The sequence below is a fragment of the Nostoc sp. C052 genome (assembly GCF_013393905.1).
Lineage (GTDB): Bacteria > Cyanobacteriota > Cyanobacteriia > Cyanobacteriales > Nostocaceae > Nostoc.
Window position 1 is genome coordinate 251,120 of sequence record NZ_CP040276.1, and the last position, 19,001, is coordinate 270,120.

Here is a 19,001-nt window from a genome sequence, read left to right on the forward strand (position 1 = left end):
ATATCTTTTTACCACTGAGATCCTGAAAAACAAGAACTTGCAGACAGTGAAGCATTATCCCAGGTTGGATTTGCTTGGTCTGTCGTCAAAACTAAATTACCTTGAGAATCCCGAATCAAAACGTTGGCTTCTATGATTTGTGTAGCTTGGTTACTTATTAATGATTTTGGATTATGTGAATTATTCAAAGCTGGAATAGGAACAGAGTTACTTTGCTCAACATTGTTATACATCAGGTTGTTAGGCTTAGATTGGAGATTGCGAGTACTACTAACTCGAAAACTATTTACTTCTGTGCCTGCTCGTGCCTGACAAACTGGGGTGATTTCAGGAGTTATTGGAATTACTTCTGCTTTTAGTTGAGTAGGGTAAATGTTAGTATCAGCGATGTTATATTGAACAGTACCGTTAATTCCGTACTTGGAACTAGCTGTTATTAAGCTATTAAGGGAAAGGAATAGTCCCTTAGCATTAATTGTGATATTCCCACCACGACCCTCAAAGGCATTTGCGGTGATGCTGCTATTTTTTATTGCAACTAGGATATCTGTGTTGATAGTGATGTTGCCGCCGTCGCCATTACCCCCAGCAGTCGCAGTAACGATACTGTCACGTAATTGTAAGTCACCAGAGTGTAAGAAAATGTCGCCTCCTTCGCCTTTTGTGCCGCCCTCTGTGCCAGCTGTGATAGTACCTCTGTCTAGATTGATACTGTCTGCGTTGATTCGGAGGATTCCTGCATTTCCTTGTCCTGGCTGAAAGTTGAGATTTTTTGGAATTTTTTCACCACCAATAGTTACTCTCCCACCATCAGTGACAGTTAATCGTTCTGCTTCGATTGTCAGATTTCCGGCCTTTCCAGTTCCTCCAGTTCGAGCTGATATTCTGCTAGGAGAATTACCAGTTAATGACTTTCCGGTTATTTGCACTTCTTCGTCAGCAGTGATAAATACGTTGCCTCCCGAACCCTGCCCAAATGTGCCTGATGATATCACTCCTCCAGAGCGTAGACTTAAGCGCGCAGTTTCAATCTTGATGTTACCGCCAGAACCAGTAGATCCTCGTTGGGCCAAACTTGTTATGGAACTGCCTGTATTCGCTGTTGGTTTTCGCAGCACTTCTACTGAATCATGAGCTAAGACCTCTATGGAACCAGCATTTCCGAAGCCATACGTACCAGCAGCGATCCCTGCTCCATCCCGGACATTTAACTGCCCAGTTTCAATATTAATGTTGCCACCAGATCCGGTAGCTCTTGGGTAAACTAGGCTCGATATACCAGTGTTGAAAAACGAATCAACTTCTGGTAATCCCACCAGGTTAACTGAATCTGAAGCATTAATTTTCAATGTTCCTCCCGTTCCTGCTCCTAATGTGCTGGACTCAATCTGAGAACCACCGTCTAGCATTAGCTTGCTGGCTTGTATTTGAATATTGCCACCACCATTCCCACTGGCATCAATTGCTGCTGCTTCAGACAACTGGATCTCTCCAAAGGCTGAGATGCCTGAATATCCCAACGTCCAGCCTTTATCTGTAGGAATCAGATTGACCAAACCCGCTCCAGCCACGCTGCCTAATTCAATCTGTCCCCCTGTTGTTTTAAGCGTTCCACGTGAGAGTACTATATCACCACCCACCAAAGCTAAGGTTTGATTTGGCTGCACGCGCAGACCAGAACTAGTATCTATGAGGTCTGAAGTTTTTCTTATACCTTGTCCGTCTCCAAAGACGCGAATATTTCCAGCATTTGTCCCAAATCCTAATCCCACAGGCACGCTCACTGTCAACAGAGGTTCTGCACCACTAAGGGGTTTAGCATCGAAGGAGATGCCATCAGCAAATTTAATATTACTAGCAGTAGTGCCGAAAAACGAGCCGCCAATATTCAGTGAAGCATTCGCCCCAAAAATAATCCCATTGGGATTAATAAGAAATACGTTGGCTATGCCGTTAGCTCGAATTAAACCATCAATATTAGATATTGAGCTACCCGTCACTCTTGTCAAAATGTTTTGGATGTCTGGGGCATTTTTGAAGTAAACTGTGCTTCCTGTGGGCACAGAAAACTGTCCAAAGCTATGGAACAAATTGCTTCCGACTTGGGTTCCTCCCGTTATCGCACTGGTATTATTACCCTCTCGTGTGACGCTGGAGTTGACTCTTAGGGTTGCATCGGGAGCAATTTGTGCCGCAATTGGCTCCCAAGGCAGTAGACAAAACAAAGTGCTGCCCTTAATAAGCCAGGATAAAGCTTTTGTCATAAATCATAGTAAAAGTTTCTCGGTTGGTTTCTGAATTATTTTTAGTACAGACTTGCACCCTGCACCCGAATGATTACCAATCATACAGATTAATAGTAGCGGTAGCGTCTTGTCAAATTGGATTGGAGACAGAGGCTTTTCTCTAGTGGTAAAACTGTTAATATTTTCTAAAATCCGAGCAAAAGTGATCGGGAGTAAAATAGGTTTGTGGATTTATCAGTGATGAACAGAAAACGTAGTGAGTCCTTTAATGAAGTTGCAGAAATCTATGATGCAGCACGCCCTAGCTATCCATCTCAATTGATTGAAGATGTAATTGGAATGGCTAATCTTACGGATTCAGCTTCAATTTTAGATATTGGAACCGGGACAGGTAAGGGAACTGTTCCATTTGCTGAAAAGGGCTATGCTATCTGCTGTTTAGAGCCAGGTGAAAGACTAATTGCAATAGCATCTCAAAATATGCGTTTATATCCAAAGGTGACATTTGAGACAGTGACTTTAGAGGATTGGAACTTACGCCCAGGGGCCTTTGATTTAGCAATATCTGCCCAAGCCTTTCATTGGGTAAATCGTGAAAAAGGGTATCCAAAAGTTGCACAAGCTTTAAAAGAAAAAGGTTATATTGCATTTTTTTGGAATTTCTCTATTTTCCCAGATACTTCAATATTTCAGGCGCTCAAAGAAACGTTTCAAAAATATGTACCTACAATATCTAATGCTAAACCATCCTCAGTTGAATTACTAATAAAAAAGAGAGAAAACTGGATATTAAATAGCTTTTGTTTCAAAAACCTAGTGGTCAAACAATATACTTGGTCTATTAATTATGATGCAGAGCGATATTTAGGTCTTCTGAAAACTCAAACTGCTTATCAAGAATTTACTGAAACTGAAAAACAGGATTTTTCTGATGCTATTATACAGATATTAAATGCTCACGAGGGATATGTTACTAAACCCTATTTATCGGTTCTTTTCTTCGCTCAAAAAATTTAAATAAGCCCTTTTATTCTAAATAAAACTCAATATCGAGTGTGGGTTACAACTCATCTCAAACCCAATAGGTAAAAACTACGGATTTCAACCTAGATAAGATTTTTATAGTCACTACGAATGCAATACTCGCTGTCAAATAATCAAGCATTAGCCGTTGTTTTATCCGTGTGTTAAAGAGGGTATTTCTACAATACGCCTAAATAGTATTTTATTGTGGTGGCTCTGGTGCGGTGTTTTTTTTGATAATTGGTCTATGAGATTTTTTAATGAGTTTTATATTTGGTAGTGCTTTAAGGCTGCAAAATATAAAAAGCAACGAAAAACCCCATCCTTCATACAGGTTGGGGGCATAGATAAAAAACATATATCCCATGATGACACAATTCAATATTTGTTCGACTGCTGTCAGCCTAGAGGTGGGCCAATGAACAAACCACCATCTAGACGCAAGAAAGTTATCCCTGTGGCATCTGGTGAACCAAAGCCAGCAACCGACTCTGCAAAGGAAAATAATTCTGGGCAGGATAACCCAGCCTCAGCAACGATTACAGTGACTGCTGTTGAAGTAAAAGAGTTGACCGAGGAAGAACAAAGCTTACGCCTACACTTGGAACAGCGTGTAGAACGTGCGTTTTTAGAAGCGGGTCAGGCGCTGATGGAGTTGAGGGACAGACGGCTGTACCGTTCCACGCACCAGACATTTGAGGAGTATTGCCGCGAACGCTTCAATTATAGTCGTGATGCAGCGTACTTAAAGATTTCGGCTACTGTGGTTTATGAGAATCTTCAAAAGTTTTTGCCGACCAATGGTCGGCAAATTCCAATGCCGACCAACGAACGACAATTGCGTTTTTTGGCAAAAGCCGAGTTGGAACCTTCTGTGCAAGCGGATGTATGGCAACAGGCAGTAGAGCAAGCTGGCAATAAGATTCCATCTGGTCGCATAGTGAAAGATGTTGTAGATAGGATACGCGAAAGGACGAAATTACCCAATCCTTACCACATTGGGGAGATATGCACTCTTCTGCCCAAAGATAATCCAGACTTGAGAGGTAAAACGGGTTATTGGGGCGTAGTCAGCCATGTTGGAGAATACAGTTGTACACTCCAGATATGGGACGGTGACTATACCGTAAAAATCGAACACCTGAAATCACTGGAACTATTTGATGAAGATTGTAGATTCATGCAGCAGCTATGTGTGAGGTTACAGCAATTGCATCAAGTGGCCAGCCGTGACTCTTCTGTGGATTGGCTGTTGCAGGGGTTGGGGAAACAAGCTAAACCTTATTTATCTTCGTTGCAGGCAAAGCTGCTGGCGGCTATGGAACGGGAGTACAAAATCGAGTGGAAGCAACAGAAATAATGGTGCAGCGAGGAAACAATAATTTAATGCAACAAAGTTTACTAAACTCGTTCACTTTCAAATATTTCTCGCCACAATTCAAATTCTGGACAATTACACCAAAGGGTAACGAACCCATCAAAAAGTTTAGTTCCTGAATTTTGAACTCCCCTTGGGAGAACTTGGATCAAGATAGGAATATCCAAATCACATTTCCAATTTTCTATTTCTTTTTGAATTTGGGCAATAGTGTCTTGATGGAATCCTCGGTCGTTGTTAGAACATTGAACAAGTAAACATCCACTATCAGAATCTTTGACTCGCTTGAGCGAGAAATTAATCTGCGTCCACATTGATTGGACTTCATTGAAAATATTAGGCAAGCCATAGTGATTGCCTAATATTGCTTTTCGGCGTTTCGATTCACCCATAAGTCCCCCTTAGCAATACAAATTTTGACAAGGATGACGAAGAATATAAGAAATCTTCTGACAACGAATAAGCTCAATAGCGCTCAGACTACCCTGAATGGGGTTGTTAACTACTAATACTATTGTAACAATAAATCAAGGGTTTCAAGCATTTTGTAGTTGCAAGGATTGGGGATTTTGGCAAACCTTATTTGTCATCCTTGCAGTCAAAGCTGCTGGCGTTTGTTGAAAGAGAATACAATCTGGTTGGTCAGCAGCAGAAGTGATAAATTTATTGGGTGTCAAAGCAGCTTGAAAGTTCAAAATTTCAAATCAAATCGGCTAGGTGTTAGTAATTGGAGAACTTTTCACCCAAATATTCCGACTGTTATAAAAATCACCACGCTGTTCTAATGTAAACCCACCCAGCAATAGTCCTAACCACACCTCCACCATCGGCATTTCCAACACACATTGCAGTTTAACTAAAGAAATCTCATCTTTGACATTTATCAAGTAGTTAGCGATTGCACTTTGCCATTTTGGTACATCTTCATCTGATGCTAGGTTGCGAACATCTTCTAAAGTTGTCACCTCATCAAGCATTGCCAAAACATTCGCTTTTTCAACAGGTGCTGCTACAGAATTATCCAACTCAGTAGGAGATGAAAATTGGTGTGGGCCATGTGGTCTAAAGGTTTGTGGTGTTTGCGGTTCAATCAAATCATCTAAATCTAGGTGCATTGTTGTCCGCACTAGACCAGCAAAGAGATCGGTGCTAATAATTGGCCCCTTTGGGTTATTGCGATCGCGGGTATCTTGCAACAGCACTTCGGCACGAGACTTGAGAATATCCGCAATTTGACTGAAGGCAATACCTGCGGTTGATAATTGGGTTTCAATAGGTAAATCATGCAGTTCTGTATCCAAGCACTGCCATACTGCATCAAGGGAAGAAGTTGGTGGAGATTCGGACAACTCATCCAGCACATCCCAGATTGTTAATTGGTGGTATGTGGTCATAATAATTCGTAATTTATAATGGGCTAACGCCCCGCTCCGCTAACGTAATTCGTAATTATTGCCTTACGGATAAATCCGGGGGTTTGAATAAAGTTGCTATGCGTTTTCTCTTTTTTCATAACTGATCTTGGGGCTTGTACCCTTAATGATTTAATTATTAATTAACTCCTAATTAATTACGAATTAAGAATTACGAATTATTCGGTCATCTCTAGGATTCAGGATTTAACGGGCAGGGTCGCACTGGGCAGTAGCTTGAGGTAATCTCAAACATATCCTTATATTGATATAGTGAAACACTATATTGTTTCGCAAACGCCTGCAACACCTGATCTGTATAGGCGCGGATCTTACCAGCCGTTAGTCCAAAGCAGTGAATTGGTTCTAAGCGACAAATAGGCTGTTGCCCCAGCCAGAGTTCTGCGCCCAAGGCGTGTAATGGTTTATCCCCTGGTTCTTTATACAAATACAGCACTGCAAAATATGTTGCTGGTGGTTCGACTGCGATCGCATCAATTTCTGCTGAATTATTCTGAGAGCGGTTGCGGTAAAACGAACGGCGATTATGACAGACTTTGGGATTCCAACATCCATCCCCTGCTGTTCCATGTAAAACTTTAGCTTGGGCAGTTGGTAACTTGGCACATAGCTGACATTTTGGATCAAGTGGCTTGGGCATACCTTATTCCACTTCTTCGCCGATTGCACGATAGTAAGCAGCGATCGCAGCTTCTTGCTCACTGCGAAGCGTATACCGCCGAAACGCTTTCTCACTTTGATGTCCTGTTAACTTACGGGCATGGCTGGGGTCAACTCCCAATAGCAATAAGTCAGTGGCATAGGTGTGACGAAAGGAGTGAGGGTGCAAATCCTCAATGTGAGCTATTTCACCAATTTTTTCCACCGCGAAGTAAATGCCGTGATAACTCAAGCGTTCACCTTTGTATGAAGCATGGTGTGAAATCATTAATGGGCTAAGGCTGGACAACACCTCTCCTTGCTGTGAGCGCAATTGTAAATAATCTGCCACGACTTCCCGACTCTCTTTTCGCAGTGGCACTAGGCGCGGTTCATTAGTTTTGGTGTCTGGTAAAAATAGCAGCTTGCCATCAAATGAGCCAACATTTAACTGCACAACTTCCCCAGCCCGGAGTCCATGACTGAGAATGTGAACCAGTGCTGTATCCCGTTGCTTTGTTTCTCCCAGCAATTCCAACGCTGACCAAACCTGTTCCATTTCTTCAGGGGTCAAACTTTGCGCTGGTGGCAGTGGCACTTTTTCTAGTTTTATCCCCAGTGTTGGATTAGTAGAAATAATTTCAGGATACGTATAGCACATCCATTTGAAAAAGCTTTTGAGTGCCGCAATTCCCGCATTGATACTGCTTTTTGAAAGGGGATTACCTGCATCAGTCCGTATTTCATCACGTAGATATTCTTTATATAGCGCAAGATGACGTGGACGCAGTTCATGATAGTGCAGCTCACTCCACGCCAAAAACCGCTTCAGTTCACGTTCGTAAAGCTTGCGGCTGTTTGGTGCGAGATTGTTGCTGCGTAAAAATTCCAGAACTTTTACCCACCGAATATCGGTTGGTGGTCTTGTAACTCTAGTACGCCCAGAGAGCGATGCAGTTTCAGCGTCCAGAGAAATAAGTTTAATGGGAGGTAAGTTATTTAGTTCAGGGTTATTCACTAGATTATGCGATCGCACTGGGTGGCTCTGAATTTAAAAGTTCAGTATATGTCACTGTAATTATAAAATGAGCAACTCTGAAAGCATAAGTTGAGCAACAGATTGCTTGAAACAGTATTAACCCCGTCAGAAGGAACAAGCAAACAGAAGAGTATTGAAAGCATAAGTTGAGCAAAAACATGATTGAGAAACTATAAGTTGAGCAAACATTTTCAACACTTCGTTCATAAATATACAGCCTTGTGCTGAGATAAACAGTAGGAGAGACTTTGGCAAGCAACACTCTTTCCTAAACCAGAATTATGCTTGACAACCAAGAGTTTAGCAATTGGTGCCGTCAACAAAACCTCAGTCAAGTAGCGCAGGCAATCGTTGAGGAGATTCGCAGCACCAACCCATCTCGTCGAGTAACCGGAGCAAAGAAAAACGTTTGTGGCAGTTACCCCTCAAGAAAAATGGGAGTGACTATTCAATTCGAGAGCCATCATAACGAATTAGCACGTATTTATGAACTCGAACATGACCCATCCGTACTCGAATATTACGACCAACCGCCAGCAATAGAATTAGTCTATCAAAGCAAAAGTGGGCGAAAAAATAGACACCAGTATACACCCGATTTCTTTATAATTCGGACAGATTCAGCTTTTTGGGAGGAATGCAAAACAGAACTTGAACTCAACAAGCTGACCGAATTGAATCCAAATCGCTACTGCAAAAACTCAGATGGCAAGTGGCATTGTCCCCCAGGTGAAGAATACGCTCATCTTCATGGTTTGGATTTCCATGTATGGTCAGATGCTGTAATTAATTGGAACTTTCAACAAAATCTAATTTGGCTGTTAGATTACTTCGGATACTCATCAGAAATTATAAACAAAACCGACCAAAGTTTGATTGAAGCCACTGTAAAAGATTATCCAGGAATAACCCTAGCAGAACTGTTACAAATTGAATCAATAAATACCGATGTTATTTATTGGTTAATTGCCACAGATAAACTTTACGTAGAACTTTATAAAGTAAAACTTTGTCAACCAGAAACCGTACTCGTATTTATTAACAAAGATGTTGCTTTATCTTATGAGCATCTTAACTCAATAGAGTCTACAAACCTAACTAGCAATCAAATATTACTACAAATAGCAGTAGGTACTAATATTTCTTGGGATGGAGAGTCATGGGAGATAGTAAATACTGGAACGACAACTACTGGACTATTACGTGCAGATAGCAAACTTATAGAACTACCAAATGTAGCATTCACAGCATTGATTGATACAGGTAAAATTGTGGGAGTTGAGACAACACAAACCTCAAATATTAAAGCAGCATCTGAAATTCTCAAACACGCAACTTGTGAAGATATTATAGAAGCCAACCGTCGCTACAATTTAATACAACCATACTTAGGAGATAATCCAAGAGCATATCCAAGCAGTACAATCCGTCGTTGGCGCACTCAATACCAAAAAGCCTTACTTATCTACGGTCATGGATACCTGGGATTACTGCCCAAGCATAACAGTAAAGGCAATCGGACTCCAAAAATTGATTCTCAAACCCAAGAATTTATGCTCGATTTTATCAAGGAGCATTATGAAACACCCAAACAACGCAGAAAATTACGGGTTTACGAGGCATTTGTCTTAGCTTGCCAAACCCATGAACCCCCATTCAAACCTCCATCGAGAATCACATTTTGCCAAGCTATCAAACAGCGAAGCGGACACCATCAAACTAGAAAACGTCTTGGTAATCGAGCAGCTATTTCCGAAGAACCATTTTATTGGGAATTAGAGCAAACTACTCCACGGCATGGCAGTCGTCCTTTTGAGATTGTCCACATTGACCATACTCAAATTGACATTGAATTAGTTAGTTCACTCGAATCTCTAACTAATTGTCATATTGCTACAAATAACTCAATTCATCAGAATTTAGGTCGTCCTTGGGCAACCTTTATGGTTGATGCATATAGTCGAAGAATTTTATCAGTTTATCTGACCTTCGATGAGCCAAGCTACCGTGATTGTATGATGGTAATTCGCATATGCGTTGCTAGATTTGGACGGTTTCCGCAAAATATTGTTGTAGATAATGGAAAAGAGTTTCACAGTCATTATTTTGAACAATTATTGGCATCTTATACTTGCACGCTGAAGTATCGACCGCCAGCACATGCTCGGTTTGGTTCAATTGTTGAAAGACTATTTGGGACTGCCAACACGCAGTTTATTCATGAGTTGCAAGGTAACACCCAAATCAAACGCCTTCACCGTAAAGTCACCAAATCTGTCAGTCCAGAAAGATTAGCAATTTGGACACTAGAAGAACTGTACTCTGCCTTTTGTGAATGGGCATATTCGGTTTATGACCAACGATTGCATCCGGCATTAGGTACTAGTCCGTGCGATGCTTTTGTCACCGGATTAGCAACAGGTGGAAGTCGCTTACACCGAAGAGTAGCATATGACGAATTATTCCAGATTCTGACTCTACCAGCACCAGATCAACGAAAGCGTAAAGTTCAACCAGGGAAGGGTGTCAAAATACACAATATTTATTACTGGGCAGATGTATTCCGTGATCCAGAAATCGAAAAATCAATGCTGTGGGTTCGTTACGACCCTTGGAATGCAGGAATTGCTTATGCACTAGCACAAGGACAGTGGGTAAAATGCATTTCTTCTTACTATCAATACTTCCAAGGACGTTCCGAAAAAGAAATTCGGCTGGCGAGTGCAGAACTTAATCAGCGCCAACGCAATTACGGACGTAAGTTAACAATAAATGATCGGGAATTAGTAGAATTTTTAAACTCAAAATTTGCTCAAGAAGGCGCTATCCTCAAACAACGCTTGCGCGATACTGAACATGACAAAGTTCACAAAATTATTCAAAATAATTTGATCCCGGAACCAAAGTTAAATTTCTCAGAATTTGCGGCAGAGGAAAATAATGATTGTCTAGGAGATGACTCGACCAATGAAGGTAAAAATTGTGAAACTATCAGCAATTTGACTGCATATATCACGGAAACCCTTGAATATTATGGAGAGTTCTAATGGCACATGATTATAGCTTTCCTCAAGAATTACTAACTCTACCTATTGCTGACAGAATTTCTTATTTCCAGCAATATACAATGGCGCACCCCAAATTATTAATAGCAGCAGAGAAACTCAAAAATGCAATTGATGACCCAGGATTCTTTTCTTTAATCTTTTTATTTGGGCCAACAGGTGTAGGTAAAACTACCTTATTACGTCGCATCACACAAAGGTTACTAGCTTCTTTTCACAAAGAAATGGAACTAGATAAAGGTTTTATTCCTATTGCTAATATCGAAGTTGCTACCCCGGAATTTAGTAATTTTGATTGGAAAGATTTTTATCTACGTGCTTTGGGCGTTCTCCAAGATCCTTGCATTCAGTTACCTAGTTATGGTCGAATTACTAATTTGAAGTTGAAAACATCCTTAGAAGCTGCTCTTAAACATCGTCGTCTGAAAGTTTTTTGCCTTGATGAAGCACAAAATCTCAGTAAAGTTGCCAGTGGTCGAAAATTACGCGACCAGACAGACTGTATTAAGTCGCTAGCAAACCTTACTCAAGTCAAATTCGTACTGGCAGGTACTTATGACTTGTTGATACTTCGTAACTTGAGTGCCCAGTTGTGCAGGCGTAGCCTGGATATTCATTTTGAGCGATACAAAGTCGAGAATGAAGAAGATTTAAAAGCTTTCAGAGGTGTTGTTCAAACTTTTCAACGTCATTTACCTTTTGAAGAAGAGCCTGATTTACTTAAATACTGGGATTTTTGCTACGAACGCAGTTTCGGTTGTGTTGGTATTCTCAAAGATTGGTTATCTCAAGCATTGGCAACAGCGTTACTGGATGGAGCTAAAACTCTCACTCTGTCGCATTTAAAATCTTCTGCTTACTCTCATGAACAATGCATGATTATCTTCAACGAAACACGATTAGGAGAAAAGCAACTTGAGTTTACCCCAGATAGTTCGGCTTTGAGAATTGCTTTAGGTTTAGAATCTCATCATGGGTCAGCTACACATAGCACGTCCCAGACAACCAATACAACCAATACTAAATCTCGTCGCTCTACTACTGGTAATACTAAACCTCAACGTCGTCCTGTTGGAGGTGGTGAAAATGTCGGTTGAAAGTTTGGCTAATTATGAGTCGTGGGACTTAACGATGAACCAACTTCCAAAACGCAGCCATCTTTATTCTCTTAAACCAATAGGTTTTGGTACACCCACAGTTGAAAGTTTTACTAGTTACTTACAGCGCTTGGCTGCTGCACATGGTGTCTCGATTGCTAGTTTAATTCGCTATAAAATTACGCCGTTATTTATTCAGAGCAACCAACCACCCGATTTCTTGAAAGCTGATGATGCTATCAAAATGCTCATCAATGCTTGGCATCGAGAGCCTGCACTTTTACAACAGCAGTCTGCTAAATTTTGGTTAGACCGAACGCAACATGTTGAAAAGCTGGTTGCCATCGTTGAGAAATTAACTGCTAGGCTTGATCTGAGTTTTCTGACTTTACTTCAATGGCACTCCTGGCGGCTTAACTTCAGTCATATTTTCCATACTGAACAACGTTGGTGTTCTGGCTGCTATCAAGACTGGCGTGAAGCTGGAAAACCTATTTATAACCCTTTGTTGTGGACAATAGAACCTGTCAGTGTTTGTCCAGTTCACCAACGTTACCTACAACTACGGTGCTTGTACTGTGGTTGTTTTCAACAGTTTCTCAATCTGGACTGCAATTCTCTTGGTTATTGTTGTGTGTGTAATGCATGGCTGGGCCGGTTTGTAGACAATACTTCTTTTTCTCAAGGGTCTCGGTTTGATTGGGAAAAGTGGGCTGCTCAATCTGTTGGCCAGATTTTCGGCGCTATGCCAACACTTAGTTTGACTTCTTTTTCCCAAGTTACCCCGCCAGCTAAATACCGGCGAAAACCTACTCTCACTAAATTTTTAAGGTGGTGTTACAAACTTGGAATTAATCCTGTTGAGGGTTTGGAAATTCTCTCGATTATACCGAGTGTAGTCAGTTGAACCCAGACCAGAGCTACTGGACGGTGCTTCCTTTTCCGTAAGCATAAGATGAGCGACCTGTTTTGAAACCATAAAGTGAGCAACTTGCTCATCTTATGCTTTCAGTGACAGTATACACGAATCCTGGAGAACACAAAATAAGATACCCTTATCTTTTATCCAATAAAAACTACGATTAATATCTTTTCCTCAGTTAGCTCAGTATTTAAAGTATAAAATAATACTTTAAATACGTTATGCTTTCAAAACCTATATTCACAGAGCGATGGCAACTCTTGGAGACGCTCCGCGAACGCTTGCCGCAGGAACCGCACTACGACAAATGGCGATCGCTCGTTTAAGATCATTAGTAGCAATCGAAACGTGCGAGAGAATGCTGGGATTGTTATCCATTCCATGTCGGAATCCTGTATCAGTTGAGACAGTACTAAAGTACTAAGCCGACTTGTCTTCTTTTGCCTTTTGTTAAGTTACAAGTTCACCCTGTTAGAAGATTTTTCATTTCTTTTTCCACGGCATCATGGATGCCTGGCGCTTTAAACTGTTGTAAACCCTTAGCCGGACTGAATGTTAGGTTGAACTTCGCGCAACCGACGTTCCAGAAAACGACGCTCACTGTCATTTTTCACTAATTCTAGTGCCCGTGTATAGCTCTGGGTCGCTTCCTCTAATGCTCCAACACGCCGGAATAAATCAGCACGGGTAGCATGAAAGAGATGATAGCTGTCCAGTTCTGGAGCAAGGCGATCAATCAGTCCAAATGCGGCTTGAGGACTGTCTGCCATTGCGATCGCCACTGCTCGGTTCAAGGTAACAATGGGTGAGGGCTGCAAGCGTTCCAACACCTCATAGAGCCGCACGATCTGCGCCCAGTCTGTTTCTTCGGCGCGGGTTGCTTGACAATGGAGGGCGGCGATCGCCGCTTGTAGGGCATACACTCCGGTTCCAAAGAGCAACGCTTCCTCTACCAGAGGTAACGCCTCAGCAATCTGTAGATGGTTCCAACGACTGCGATCCTGATCTTCTAGCAAAATCAAATCGCCTGCCTCATCTAGACGCGCATTGCGCCGCGAATCGTGCAATAACATCAGCGCCACCAGTGCTGTGACTTCAGATGGGGGTTGGGGTGCCAGCAATTGCCGCACCAGTTGCCCCAAGCGAATCGCTTTGATGCAGAGGTCAGCCCGCACGATCGCATCTCCTTTGGTTGCGGCATAGCCTTCGTTGAAGATGAGATAGATAACTGTCAGGACTGCCTCTATCCGGGGAGCGAGATCAGTCGTCTCAGGTACTTTGTAAGGAATGCCTGCGTCTCGAATTTTGCGTTTAGCACGAACTAACCGCTGTGCCATTGTTGCAGTCGGTATAAGAAAGGCGCGGGCAATTTCATCGGTTTCCAGTCCACCCAACATTCGCAGGGTCAACGCTACTTGAGTTTCCTTTGCCAGTGCCGGGTGACAGCAGGTAAAGATTAATCGCAGGCGATCGTCTCCAATTTCATCACTGTCATAGGTTGGTTCTTCAGTGGATGGAATTAAGCCAGATGCCGCATACCACTCCAGTTTTTCGGTCAGTTTCGTGCGTCGTCGGAGGCGATCGATCGCCTTGTACCGGGCAGTTCGGATAATCCAGGCACGGGGACGATCGGGAATACCGTCGCTTTCCCACTGATTCACTGCCGCTGTAAATGCTGCCTGTGCAGCTTCTTCAGCTACATCAAAATCTCCGACCAGCCGAATCAGAATAGCGACAATGCGCCCCCATTCAGTTCGATAAAGGGCAGCAATTGCTTGAGCCACATCTGTTTTTGGGATTGAAGCCATACCTTTGACAAAAAGACTTGAAGAAGAATTCAGAAGTCAGAATTCAGGAGTCAGAATTCAGGAGTCAGAATCAATGTTCGTTGGGGATTCAGACCCCAACCAATTGTAGATACCGTCCAGACGATAGCGCAGCGTTAGCGACGCAGGAGCGTCTGGGGTTTTAAACCTGTTTATTCATCTACCAGTCGCACAGAATTCAATTCTGAATTCTGGCTCCTGACTCCTGAATTCTGTTTGATAAAGAATTTTGGGCAAGGTGTCGATTTGAGCAATTGCCGTTCGACTAACTGATAAAGGGAGATAAGTTCAATTGTACTAGACAAAATTTTTGCACTCAGGTGTCGATTTGGACAATTCCCGTTCGACTTAATCACAAAGGAGGCAACCAAATGAAATATTTGCTGCTGATTTATATGGACGAAAACGCCATGAGCGACACCGAGCGGGAGCATTGCTATGGGGAATCTGCCCAACTCGCCCAGGACTTGCATACTCAAGGACAATTTCTGGCGACGGCTCCACTCCATCCTGTTGCAACCGCAACCAGTGTCCAAGTCCGTGATGGCAAATCACTCGTGACCGATGGACCATTTGCCGAAACCCGCGAACAATTGGGTGGATTCTTCCTCGTTAATGCTCAGGATTTGGATGAAGCCATTGCGATCGCCACCCGCATCCCAGGTGCAAAAGTCGGCACCGTCGAAATCCGTCCTGTCATCGAAGTTGCAGGACTACCGTCCTTAACCGCTTGAACTCAAGGAGAACCCTCATGCAAAACAATTCCAAAATCACTCCCTGTTTATGGTTTGACGATCAAGCCGAAGCCGCCGCTCAGTTTTATACATCGATTTTTCGCAATTCCAAAATTGTCCACGTCAGTCGATATGGAGACGCTGGACAGGAAATTCACGGAAAACCAGCTGGATCTGTCATGACTGTCAGCTTTGAACTTGATGGTCAGCCGTTCACAGCACTCAACGGTGGTCCGACCTTCAAATTTAACGAGGCGATTTCCTTCCAAATCTTTTGCGATACCCAGGCGGACGTGGACGATTACTGGCAAAAATTGTCTGCCGGTGGGGATGAAACCGCACAGCAATGCGGCTGGCTCAAAGACAAATACGGCGTCTCCTGGCAAATTATTCCTCGCATTCTGATTGAGTTACTCAACCACCCCGACGAGGCAACCTCTCAAAAAGTGACCACTACCATGCTGCAAATGAAGAAGATCGAGATTGATGAACTCAAGCGTGTCGCTGCTGATTAGCGGTTACTTCGGAGTTGCGCTTTGCGCTAATCAGCACACCCAACCCCTCACAATCTAACTCAAAACCATTCAACAGGAGATTTCACAATGAAAGTTATGGTCTTTGTCAAAGCAACCCAAGACTCCGAAACTGGGGTTATGCCGAGCGAACAGCTTTTAACTGAAATGGGGCAGTACAACGAAGAATTAGCCAGAGCGGGTATCTTGCTCGCCGCTGAGGGGTTGCATCCTAGCTCAAAAGGGGTGCGAGTTCACTTTTCAGGAAGCGATCGCACCGTCACCCAGGGACCTTTCACTCCAGCGCCGGAGCTAGTGGCAGGGTACTGGCTGTGGCAGGTGAACTCAATGTCCGAGGCAGTTGCTTGGGTAAAGCGCTGCCCTAACCCTATGCCAGGAGACTCCGAGATTGAGATTCGTCCCGTATTCGAGGCAGAGGATTTTGGTGAAGTCCTGACACCCGCTTTAAGGGAGCAGGAAGACCGCATTCGCGCTCAACTTGAAACGCAGCAGCAAGAGTAACGTCAGCGAAGAGGACAAGGGGCAGGGGGCGGGGGGCAGGGGGGAGAACCCCATAAATAAATTTAGGGGCTTGCAACCCTTGTGGCAGGGGAACTCCAGTATCTTTCTCCCTTGCTCCCTACTCCCTGCTCCCCTGCCTCTTTGGTCATCAGCAACCGCGCAAATGATGTTTATATGCGAACGATCCGCTCATCAAAACGCAGAATCGATTACAAAAGGAGAAATCAATGCAACTCAATTCTTACCTGATGTTCAACGGCAACTGTGAGGCAGCGTTCAAGTTCTATGAACAATGTCTGGGTGGCAAGATTACTATAATGATGACACACAAAGAAGCACCTTCTGCCGAAAATGTCTCACCGGAATGGCAAGACAAAATCATGCACGCTTGCCTTGAACTAGATGATCGCCTCCTGATGGGATCTGACTGCCCACCAGGATACTTTGAAACCCCGCAAGGTTTCTACGTACAAATTAGCGTTCCCCAAATCGCTGAGGCAGAACGGCTTTTTCACGCTCTAGCAGAAAACGGCAAGGTGAAGATGGCGATCGCGCAAACGTTCTGGTCATCGCGCTTTGGCATGTTGACCGATCGGTTTGGGACACCGTGGATGATCAACTGCGAACAAACCATCTGAGCAGAATGGCACGCTTGTTAACGCCAAACCCATTACCTATAAGGCTTTTGGGTGTGGGGTGTCGGGTGTCGGGTGTAGTGAAGAAGAAAAATATTTATATTCGTACTCGATATTTGGTTTTCTTAATTTTTCCCGAACCTGCAACCCTACCCCCAACACCCTAGCTACACGAGCTTTCAGCTTTTCAAGCGTGCCATTCCCATCTGAGCGAATGGCACACTTGAAAAGGGAAAATCGTTGAGGCAGCTCTTGTGCAGGGGAGAAAGAAGAAGTTTAAGGCATTACGTTCCGATATTTAAAAATTCCCCTCTGCACCCCTGCACCCCTGCCCTGGAGCATCCTTACGCTGCCTACCCTTCAGCTTAACAAGCTCATACAAGAAGATGAAAGATATTTGCACATCACTGAGGTTGATTCATGAAACTCTATGAATTTGCTCCCACACGATCAATTCGGGTTCGCTGGGTTCTCCAGGAACTTGGGGTGGAATTTGACGCAATTTCCATCAATATGCGGGCAGGTGAACACCGTACACCCGATTTTCTCACCATTAATCCCACTGGCAAGCTCCCTGTACTCATCGATGGCGAACATATAATCACTGAATCCGTAGCCATTGCTTTGTACCTCGGTGAGAAGTACCCAGAATCTAACTTGGTACCGACAGACTTGCTTCTGCGAGCACAGCTTTATCGTTGGCTCCTCTTTACTGCCACCGAATTGGAACAGCCGCTATGGCGTATCGCTCGCCACACGTTTATATACCCAGAAGAGTTGAGATTGCCTGCTGAAATACCTCTCGCTCGGCAAGACTTCACCAGTATGGCTGTCGTTTTAGAGAACCATCTGTTGGATCGGCAGTTTGTAGTGGGTGAACACGTCACAGTGGCTGATTTTGTGCTTGCTTACACACTGGATTGGGCAAACGAAGTTCAGCTACTCGCCACTTTCCCCACGCTGCTGGACTACATGGAACGAATGTACAAACGACCAAAGGCATCTGGGCGAATCGCAGCTGCACTTGCAAGTCTCAACCAGACCTCACAATGATTTATAGATAACCCAATAGAACCCAACCAAGCTGAACAAACCTCACCCATGCCTGCTCAACCGCAAAAAGAAAGAACATCAGTGGCTCGAATGGCACTAAGAAAAGCTGAAATTTCGTCAGGGCAGAGTGTGGGAGGTGTGGGAGGCAATGCAGCATTTGTTGATATGCAGTTATTCAATTTTTTTTCTTTCTCCCCACACTTCCCACACTCCCCACACTCAAAAGCCAGTTAAATCATGGGTTTGCGCTTATCTTAGTGCCATTCATCAGTGGCTCCAGAAACTCGTCGGTGAGTGGACGTATGAAATCGAAGCGATGATGGAACCCGATCAACCTCCCGTAAAATCAACGGGAACAGAGACTGTGCGTTGCCTTGGGCACAGCGAAAGCTGCTCACTGGCTAGAGGTATTGGCAAAAGGGCAGGGCGAAATGCCTGGCTGTGGTTCTGTAACAACGCTGATGACCCTGGGCTACGACCCACAAAAACAGCGGTATGTGGGCACCTGGATCGGGTCAATGATGACGTATCTCTGGCAATATGATGGTGAATTGGATGCAGGGGAAACCATGCTAACGCTCAACTCTGATGGACCTGCTATGACGGATGATGAGAAAATAGGAAAATACAACTATTGCTGATTCATCATCTAAATCTATATCGACGTTAGATTCTGAAAGTATTTCCGAGATATCTGTATTTTCTAGGAACAGTTCGTACCACTCTTGAAAAGTTTTGGGACTAAATAGTTTTCTGGCTTCTTCAAATGAAATTTTCTCCCATCCAGCATCTGTAACTATTTCGTTACCAGTAGTAGCAATGAACAGATTGTCTTCTTCTACTATCCAAGAGAAGGGTATCTTGTGATTTTTTCTCT

19 protein-coding genes and 1 pseudogene are annotated in these 19,001 nt (G+C 43.4%); 12 read left to right on the forward strand and 8 right to left on the reverse strand.

Annotation, left to right across the window (positions count from 1 at the left end; translation table 11 throughout):
* Window positions 1–8: 8 nt before the first annotated feature.
* A complete protein-coding gene (locus FD723_RS38575; protein ID WP_179070412.1) occupies window positions 9–2,264 on the reverse strand; it encodes a filamentous hemagglutinin N-terminal domain-containing protein in 2,256 nt (751 codons plus the stop codon).
* Between the two features lie 222 nt (window positions 2,265–2,486).
* Here FD723_RS38575 and FD723_RS38580 point away from each other — a divergent pair, with 222 nt between their 5' ends.
* A complete protein-coding gene (locus tag FD723_RS38580; protein WP_256875406.1) occupies window positions 2,487–3,263 on the forward strand; it encodes a class I SAM-dependent methyltransferase in 777 nt (258 codons plus the stop codon).
* 424 nt (window positions 3,264–3,687) lie between these two features.
* Entirely contained in the window at window positions 3,688–4,629 is a 942-nt protein-coding gene (locus FD723_RS38585; RefSeq protein ID WP_179070414.1) for a hypothetical protein, read from the forward strand.
* Between the two features lie 41 nt (window positions 4,630–4,670).
* On the opposite strand, the gene FD723_RS38590 is transcribed toward FD723_RS38585, so the two are convergent.
* The 5 genes from FD723_RS38590 to FD723_RS38610 all read right to left on the reverse strand — a co-directional run bounded on the left by FD723_RS38590 (window position 4,671) and on the right by FD723_RS38610 (window position 7,755).
* Window positions 4,671–5,039 (reverse strand): hypothetical protein, encoded by a 369-nt coding sequence (locus tag FD723_RS38590; RefSeq protein WP_179070415.1) that lies wholly within the window; start codon window positions 5,037–5,039, stop codon window positions 4,671–4,673.
* Window positions 5,040–5,183: 144 nt separating this feature from the next.
* Window positions 5,184–5,342 carry a hypothetical protein gene (locus FD723_RS38595; RefSeq protein WP_179070416.1) on the reverse strand — a complete coding sequence of 53 codons (159 nt, stop codon included), beginning with the start codon at window positions 5,340–5,342 and terminating at the stop codon, window positions 5,184–5,186.
* A gap of 18 nt (window positions 5,343–5,360) precedes the next feature.
* A complete protein-coding gene (locus FD723_RS38600) occupies window positions 5,361–6,041 on the reverse strand; it encodes a hypothetical protein (RefSeq protein ID WP_179070417.1) in 681 nt (226 codons plus the stop codon).
* 211 nt (window positions 6,042–6,252) lie between these two features.
* A complete protein-coding gene (locus FD723_RS38605; RefSeq protein ID WP_179070418.1) occupies window positions 6,253–6,720 on the reverse strand; it encodes a hypothetical protein in 468 nt (155 codons plus the stop codon).
* A gap of 3 nt (window positions 6,721–6,723) precedes the next feature.
* Window positions 6,724–7,755 carry a site-specific integrase gene (locus tag FD723_RS38610; RefSeq protein WP_256875407.1) on the reverse strand — a complete coding sequence of 344 codons (1,032 nt, stop codon included), beginning with the start codon at window positions 7,753–7,755 and terminating at the stop codon, window positions 6,724–6,726.
* A 284-nt stretch (window positions 7,756–8,039) separates the two neighbouring features.
* Here FD723_RS38610 and FD723_RS38615 point away from each other — a divergent pair, with 284 nt between their 5' ends.
* From FD723_RS38615 to FD723_RS38625, 3 genes are read left to right on the forward strand one after another with little or no spacing between them, the layout of a single operon-like run.
* On the forward strand, window positions 8,040–10,805 hold the full coding sequence (locus tag FD723_RS38615) for a DDE-type integrase/transposase/recombinase (RefSeq protein ID WP_179070232.1): 2,766 nt from the start codon (window positions 8,040–8,042) through the stop codon (window positions 10,803–10,805).
* Entirely contained in the window at window positions 10,805–11,920 is a 1,116-nt protein-coding gene (locus FD723_RS38620; protein ID WP_179070233.1) for an ATP-binding protein, read from the forward strand. The genes FD723_RS38615 and FD723_RS38620 overlap by 1 nt, the downstream gene beginning before the upstream one ends.
* Window positions 11,910–12,827 carry a TniQ family protein gene (locus FD723_RS38625; protein ID WP_114084684.1) on the forward strand — a complete coding sequence of 306 codons (918 nt, stop codon included), beginning with the start codon at window positions 11,910–11,912 and terminating at the stop codon, window positions 12,825–12,827. The genes FD723_RS38620 and FD723_RS38625 overlap by 11 nt, the downstream gene beginning before the upstream one ends.
* A 255-nt stretch (window positions 12,828–13,082) precedes the next feature.
* Here the strand turns inward: FD723_RS38625 and FD723_RS43700 are convergent, their stop codons facing one another.
* Both FD723_RS43700 and FD723_RS38635 read right to left on the reverse strand, forming a co-directional pair.
* Window positions 13,083–13,220: a hypothetical protein gene (locus tag FD723_RS43700; protein WP_256875408.1), complete on the reverse strand. Its 138-nt coding sequence runs from the start codon at window positions 13,218–13,220 to the stop codon at window positions 13,083–13,085.
* A 161-nt stretch (window positions 13,221–13,381) separates the two neighbouring features.
* Complete coding sequence (locus FD723_RS38635) at window positions 13,382–14,650, reverse strand: RNA polymerase sigma factor (protein ID WP_179070420.1); 1,269 nt, start codon at window positions 14,648–14,650, stop codon at window positions 13,382–13,384.
* Window positions 14,651–15,039: 389 nt separating this feature from the next.
* Here FD723_RS38635 and FD723_RS38640 point away from each other — a divergent pair, with 389 nt between their 5' ends.
* The 7 genes and pseudogenes from FD723_RS38640 to FD723_RS38670 form a co-directional block, all read left to right on the forward strand.
* Window positions 15,040–15,402: a YciI family protein gene (locus FD723_RS38640; protein ID WP_179070421.1), complete on the forward strand. Its 363-nt coding sequence runs from the start codon at window positions 15,040–15,042 to the stop codon at window positions 15,400–15,402.
* Window positions 15,403–15,419: 17 nt separating this feature from the next.
* Window positions 15,420–15,917, forward strand: a complete 498-nt coding sequence (locus FD723_RS38645; RefSeq protein ID WP_179070422.1) for a VOC family protein — start codon at window positions 15,420–15,422, stop codon at window positions 15,915–15,917.
* An 87-nt stretch (window positions 15,918–16,004) separates the two neighbouring features.
* A complete protein-coding gene (locus FD723_RS38650; RefSeq protein WP_179070423.1) occupies window positions 16,005–16,436 on the forward strand; it encodes a YciI family protein in 432 nt (143 codons plus the stop codon).
* Window positions 16,437–16,663: 227 nt separating this feature from the next.
* Window positions 16,664–17,074: a VOC family protein gene (locus FD723_RS38655; protein WP_179070424.1), complete on the forward strand. Its 411-nt coding sequence runs from the start codon at window positions 16,664–16,666 to the stop codon at window positions 17,072–17,074.
* Window positions 17,075–17,079: 5 nt separating this feature from the next.
* Window positions 17,080–17,238, forward strand: a complete 159-nt coding sequence (locus FD723_RS38660) for a hypothetical protein (protein ID WP_179070425.1) — start codon at window positions 17,080–17,082, stop codon at window positions 17,236–17,238.
* Between the two features lie 253 nt (window positions 17,239–17,491).
* Entirely contained in the window at window positions 17,492–18,124 is a 633-nt protein-coding gene (locus tag FD723_RS38665; RefSeq protein WP_179070426.1) for a glutathione S-transferase family protein, read from the forward strand.
* Window positions 18,125–18,386: 262 nt separating this feature from the next.
* Window positions 18,387–18,753: pseudogene (locus tag FD723_RS38670) on the forward strand (DUF1579 domain-containing protein); the annotation flags it as partial.
* Between the last annotated feature and the right edge of the window lie 248 nt (window positions 18,754–19,001).

Excerpts from the sequence above, each read along its gene's own strand:
- FD723_RS38605 (WP_179070418.1), bottom strand. The coding sequence starts at position 6,720 with ATGCCCAAGCCACTTGATCCAAAATGTCAGCTATGTGCCAAGTTACCA.
- FD723_RS43700 (WP_256875408.1), bottom strand. The coding sequence starts at position 13,220 with ATGGATAACAATCCCAGCATTCTCTCGCACGTTTCGATTGCTACTAAT.
- FD723_RS38640 (WP_179070421.1), top strand. The coding sequence starts at position 15,040 with ATGAAATATTTGCTGCTGATTTATATGGACGAAAACGCCATGAGCGAC.
- FD723_RS38585 (WP_179070414.1), top strand. The coding sequence starts at position 3,688 with ATGAACAAACCACCATCTAGACGCAAGAAAGTTATCCCTGTGGCATCT.
- FD723_RS38580 (WP_256875406.1), top strand. The coding sequence starts at position 2,487 with ATGAACAGAAAACGTAGTGAGTCCTTTAATGAAGTTGCAGAAATCTAT.
- FD723_RS38655 (WP_179070424.1), top strand. The coding sequence starts at position 16,664 with ATGCAACTCAATTCTTACCTGATGTTCAACGGCAACTGTGAGGCAGCG.
- FD723_RS38635 (WP_179070420.1), bottom strand. The coding sequence starts at position 14,650 with ATGGCTTCAATCCCAAAAACAGATGTGGCTCAAGCAATTGCTGCCCTT.
- FD723_RS38645 (WP_179070422.1), top strand. The coding sequence starts at position 15,420 with ATGCAAAACAATTCCAAAATCACTCCCTGTTTATGGTTTGACGATCAA.
- FD723_RS38665 (WP_179070426.1), top strand. The coding sequence starts at position 17,492 with ATGAAACTCTATGAATTTGCTCCCACACGATCAATTCGGGTTCGCTGG.
- FD723_RS38590 (WP_179070415.1), bottom strand. The coding sequence starts at position 5,039 with ATGGGTGAATCGAAACGCCGAAAAGCAATATTAGGCAATCACTATGGC.
- FD723_RS38615 (WP_179070232.1), top strand. The coding sequence starts at position 8,040 with ATGCTTGACAACCAAGAGTTTAGCAATTGGTGCCGTCAACAAAACCTC.
- FD723_RS38625 (WP_114084684.1), top strand. The coding sequence starts at position 11,910 with ATGTCGGTTGAAAGTTTGGCTAATTATGAGTCGTGGGACTTAACGATG.
- FD723_RS38660 (WP_179070425.1), top strand. The coding sequence starts at position 17,080 with ATGGCACGCTTGTTAACGCCAAACCCATTACCTATAAGGCTTTTGGGT.
- FD723_RS38600 (WP_179070417.1), bottom strand. The coding sequence starts at position 6,041 with ATGACCACATACCACCAATTAACAATCTGGGATGTGCTGGATGAGTTG.
- FD723_RS38575 (WP_179070412.1), bottom strand. The coding sequence starts at position 2,264 with ATGACAAAAGCTTTATCCTGGCTTATTAAGGGCAGCACTTTGTTTTGT.
- FD723_RS38620 (WP_179070233.1), top strand. The coding sequence starts at position 10,805 with ATGGCACATGATTATAGCTTTCCTCAAGAATTACTAACTCTACCTATT.
- FD723_RS38650 (WP_179070423.1), top strand. The coding sequence starts at position 16,005 with ATGAAAGTTATGGTCTTTGTCAAAGCAACCCAAGACTCCGAAACTGGG.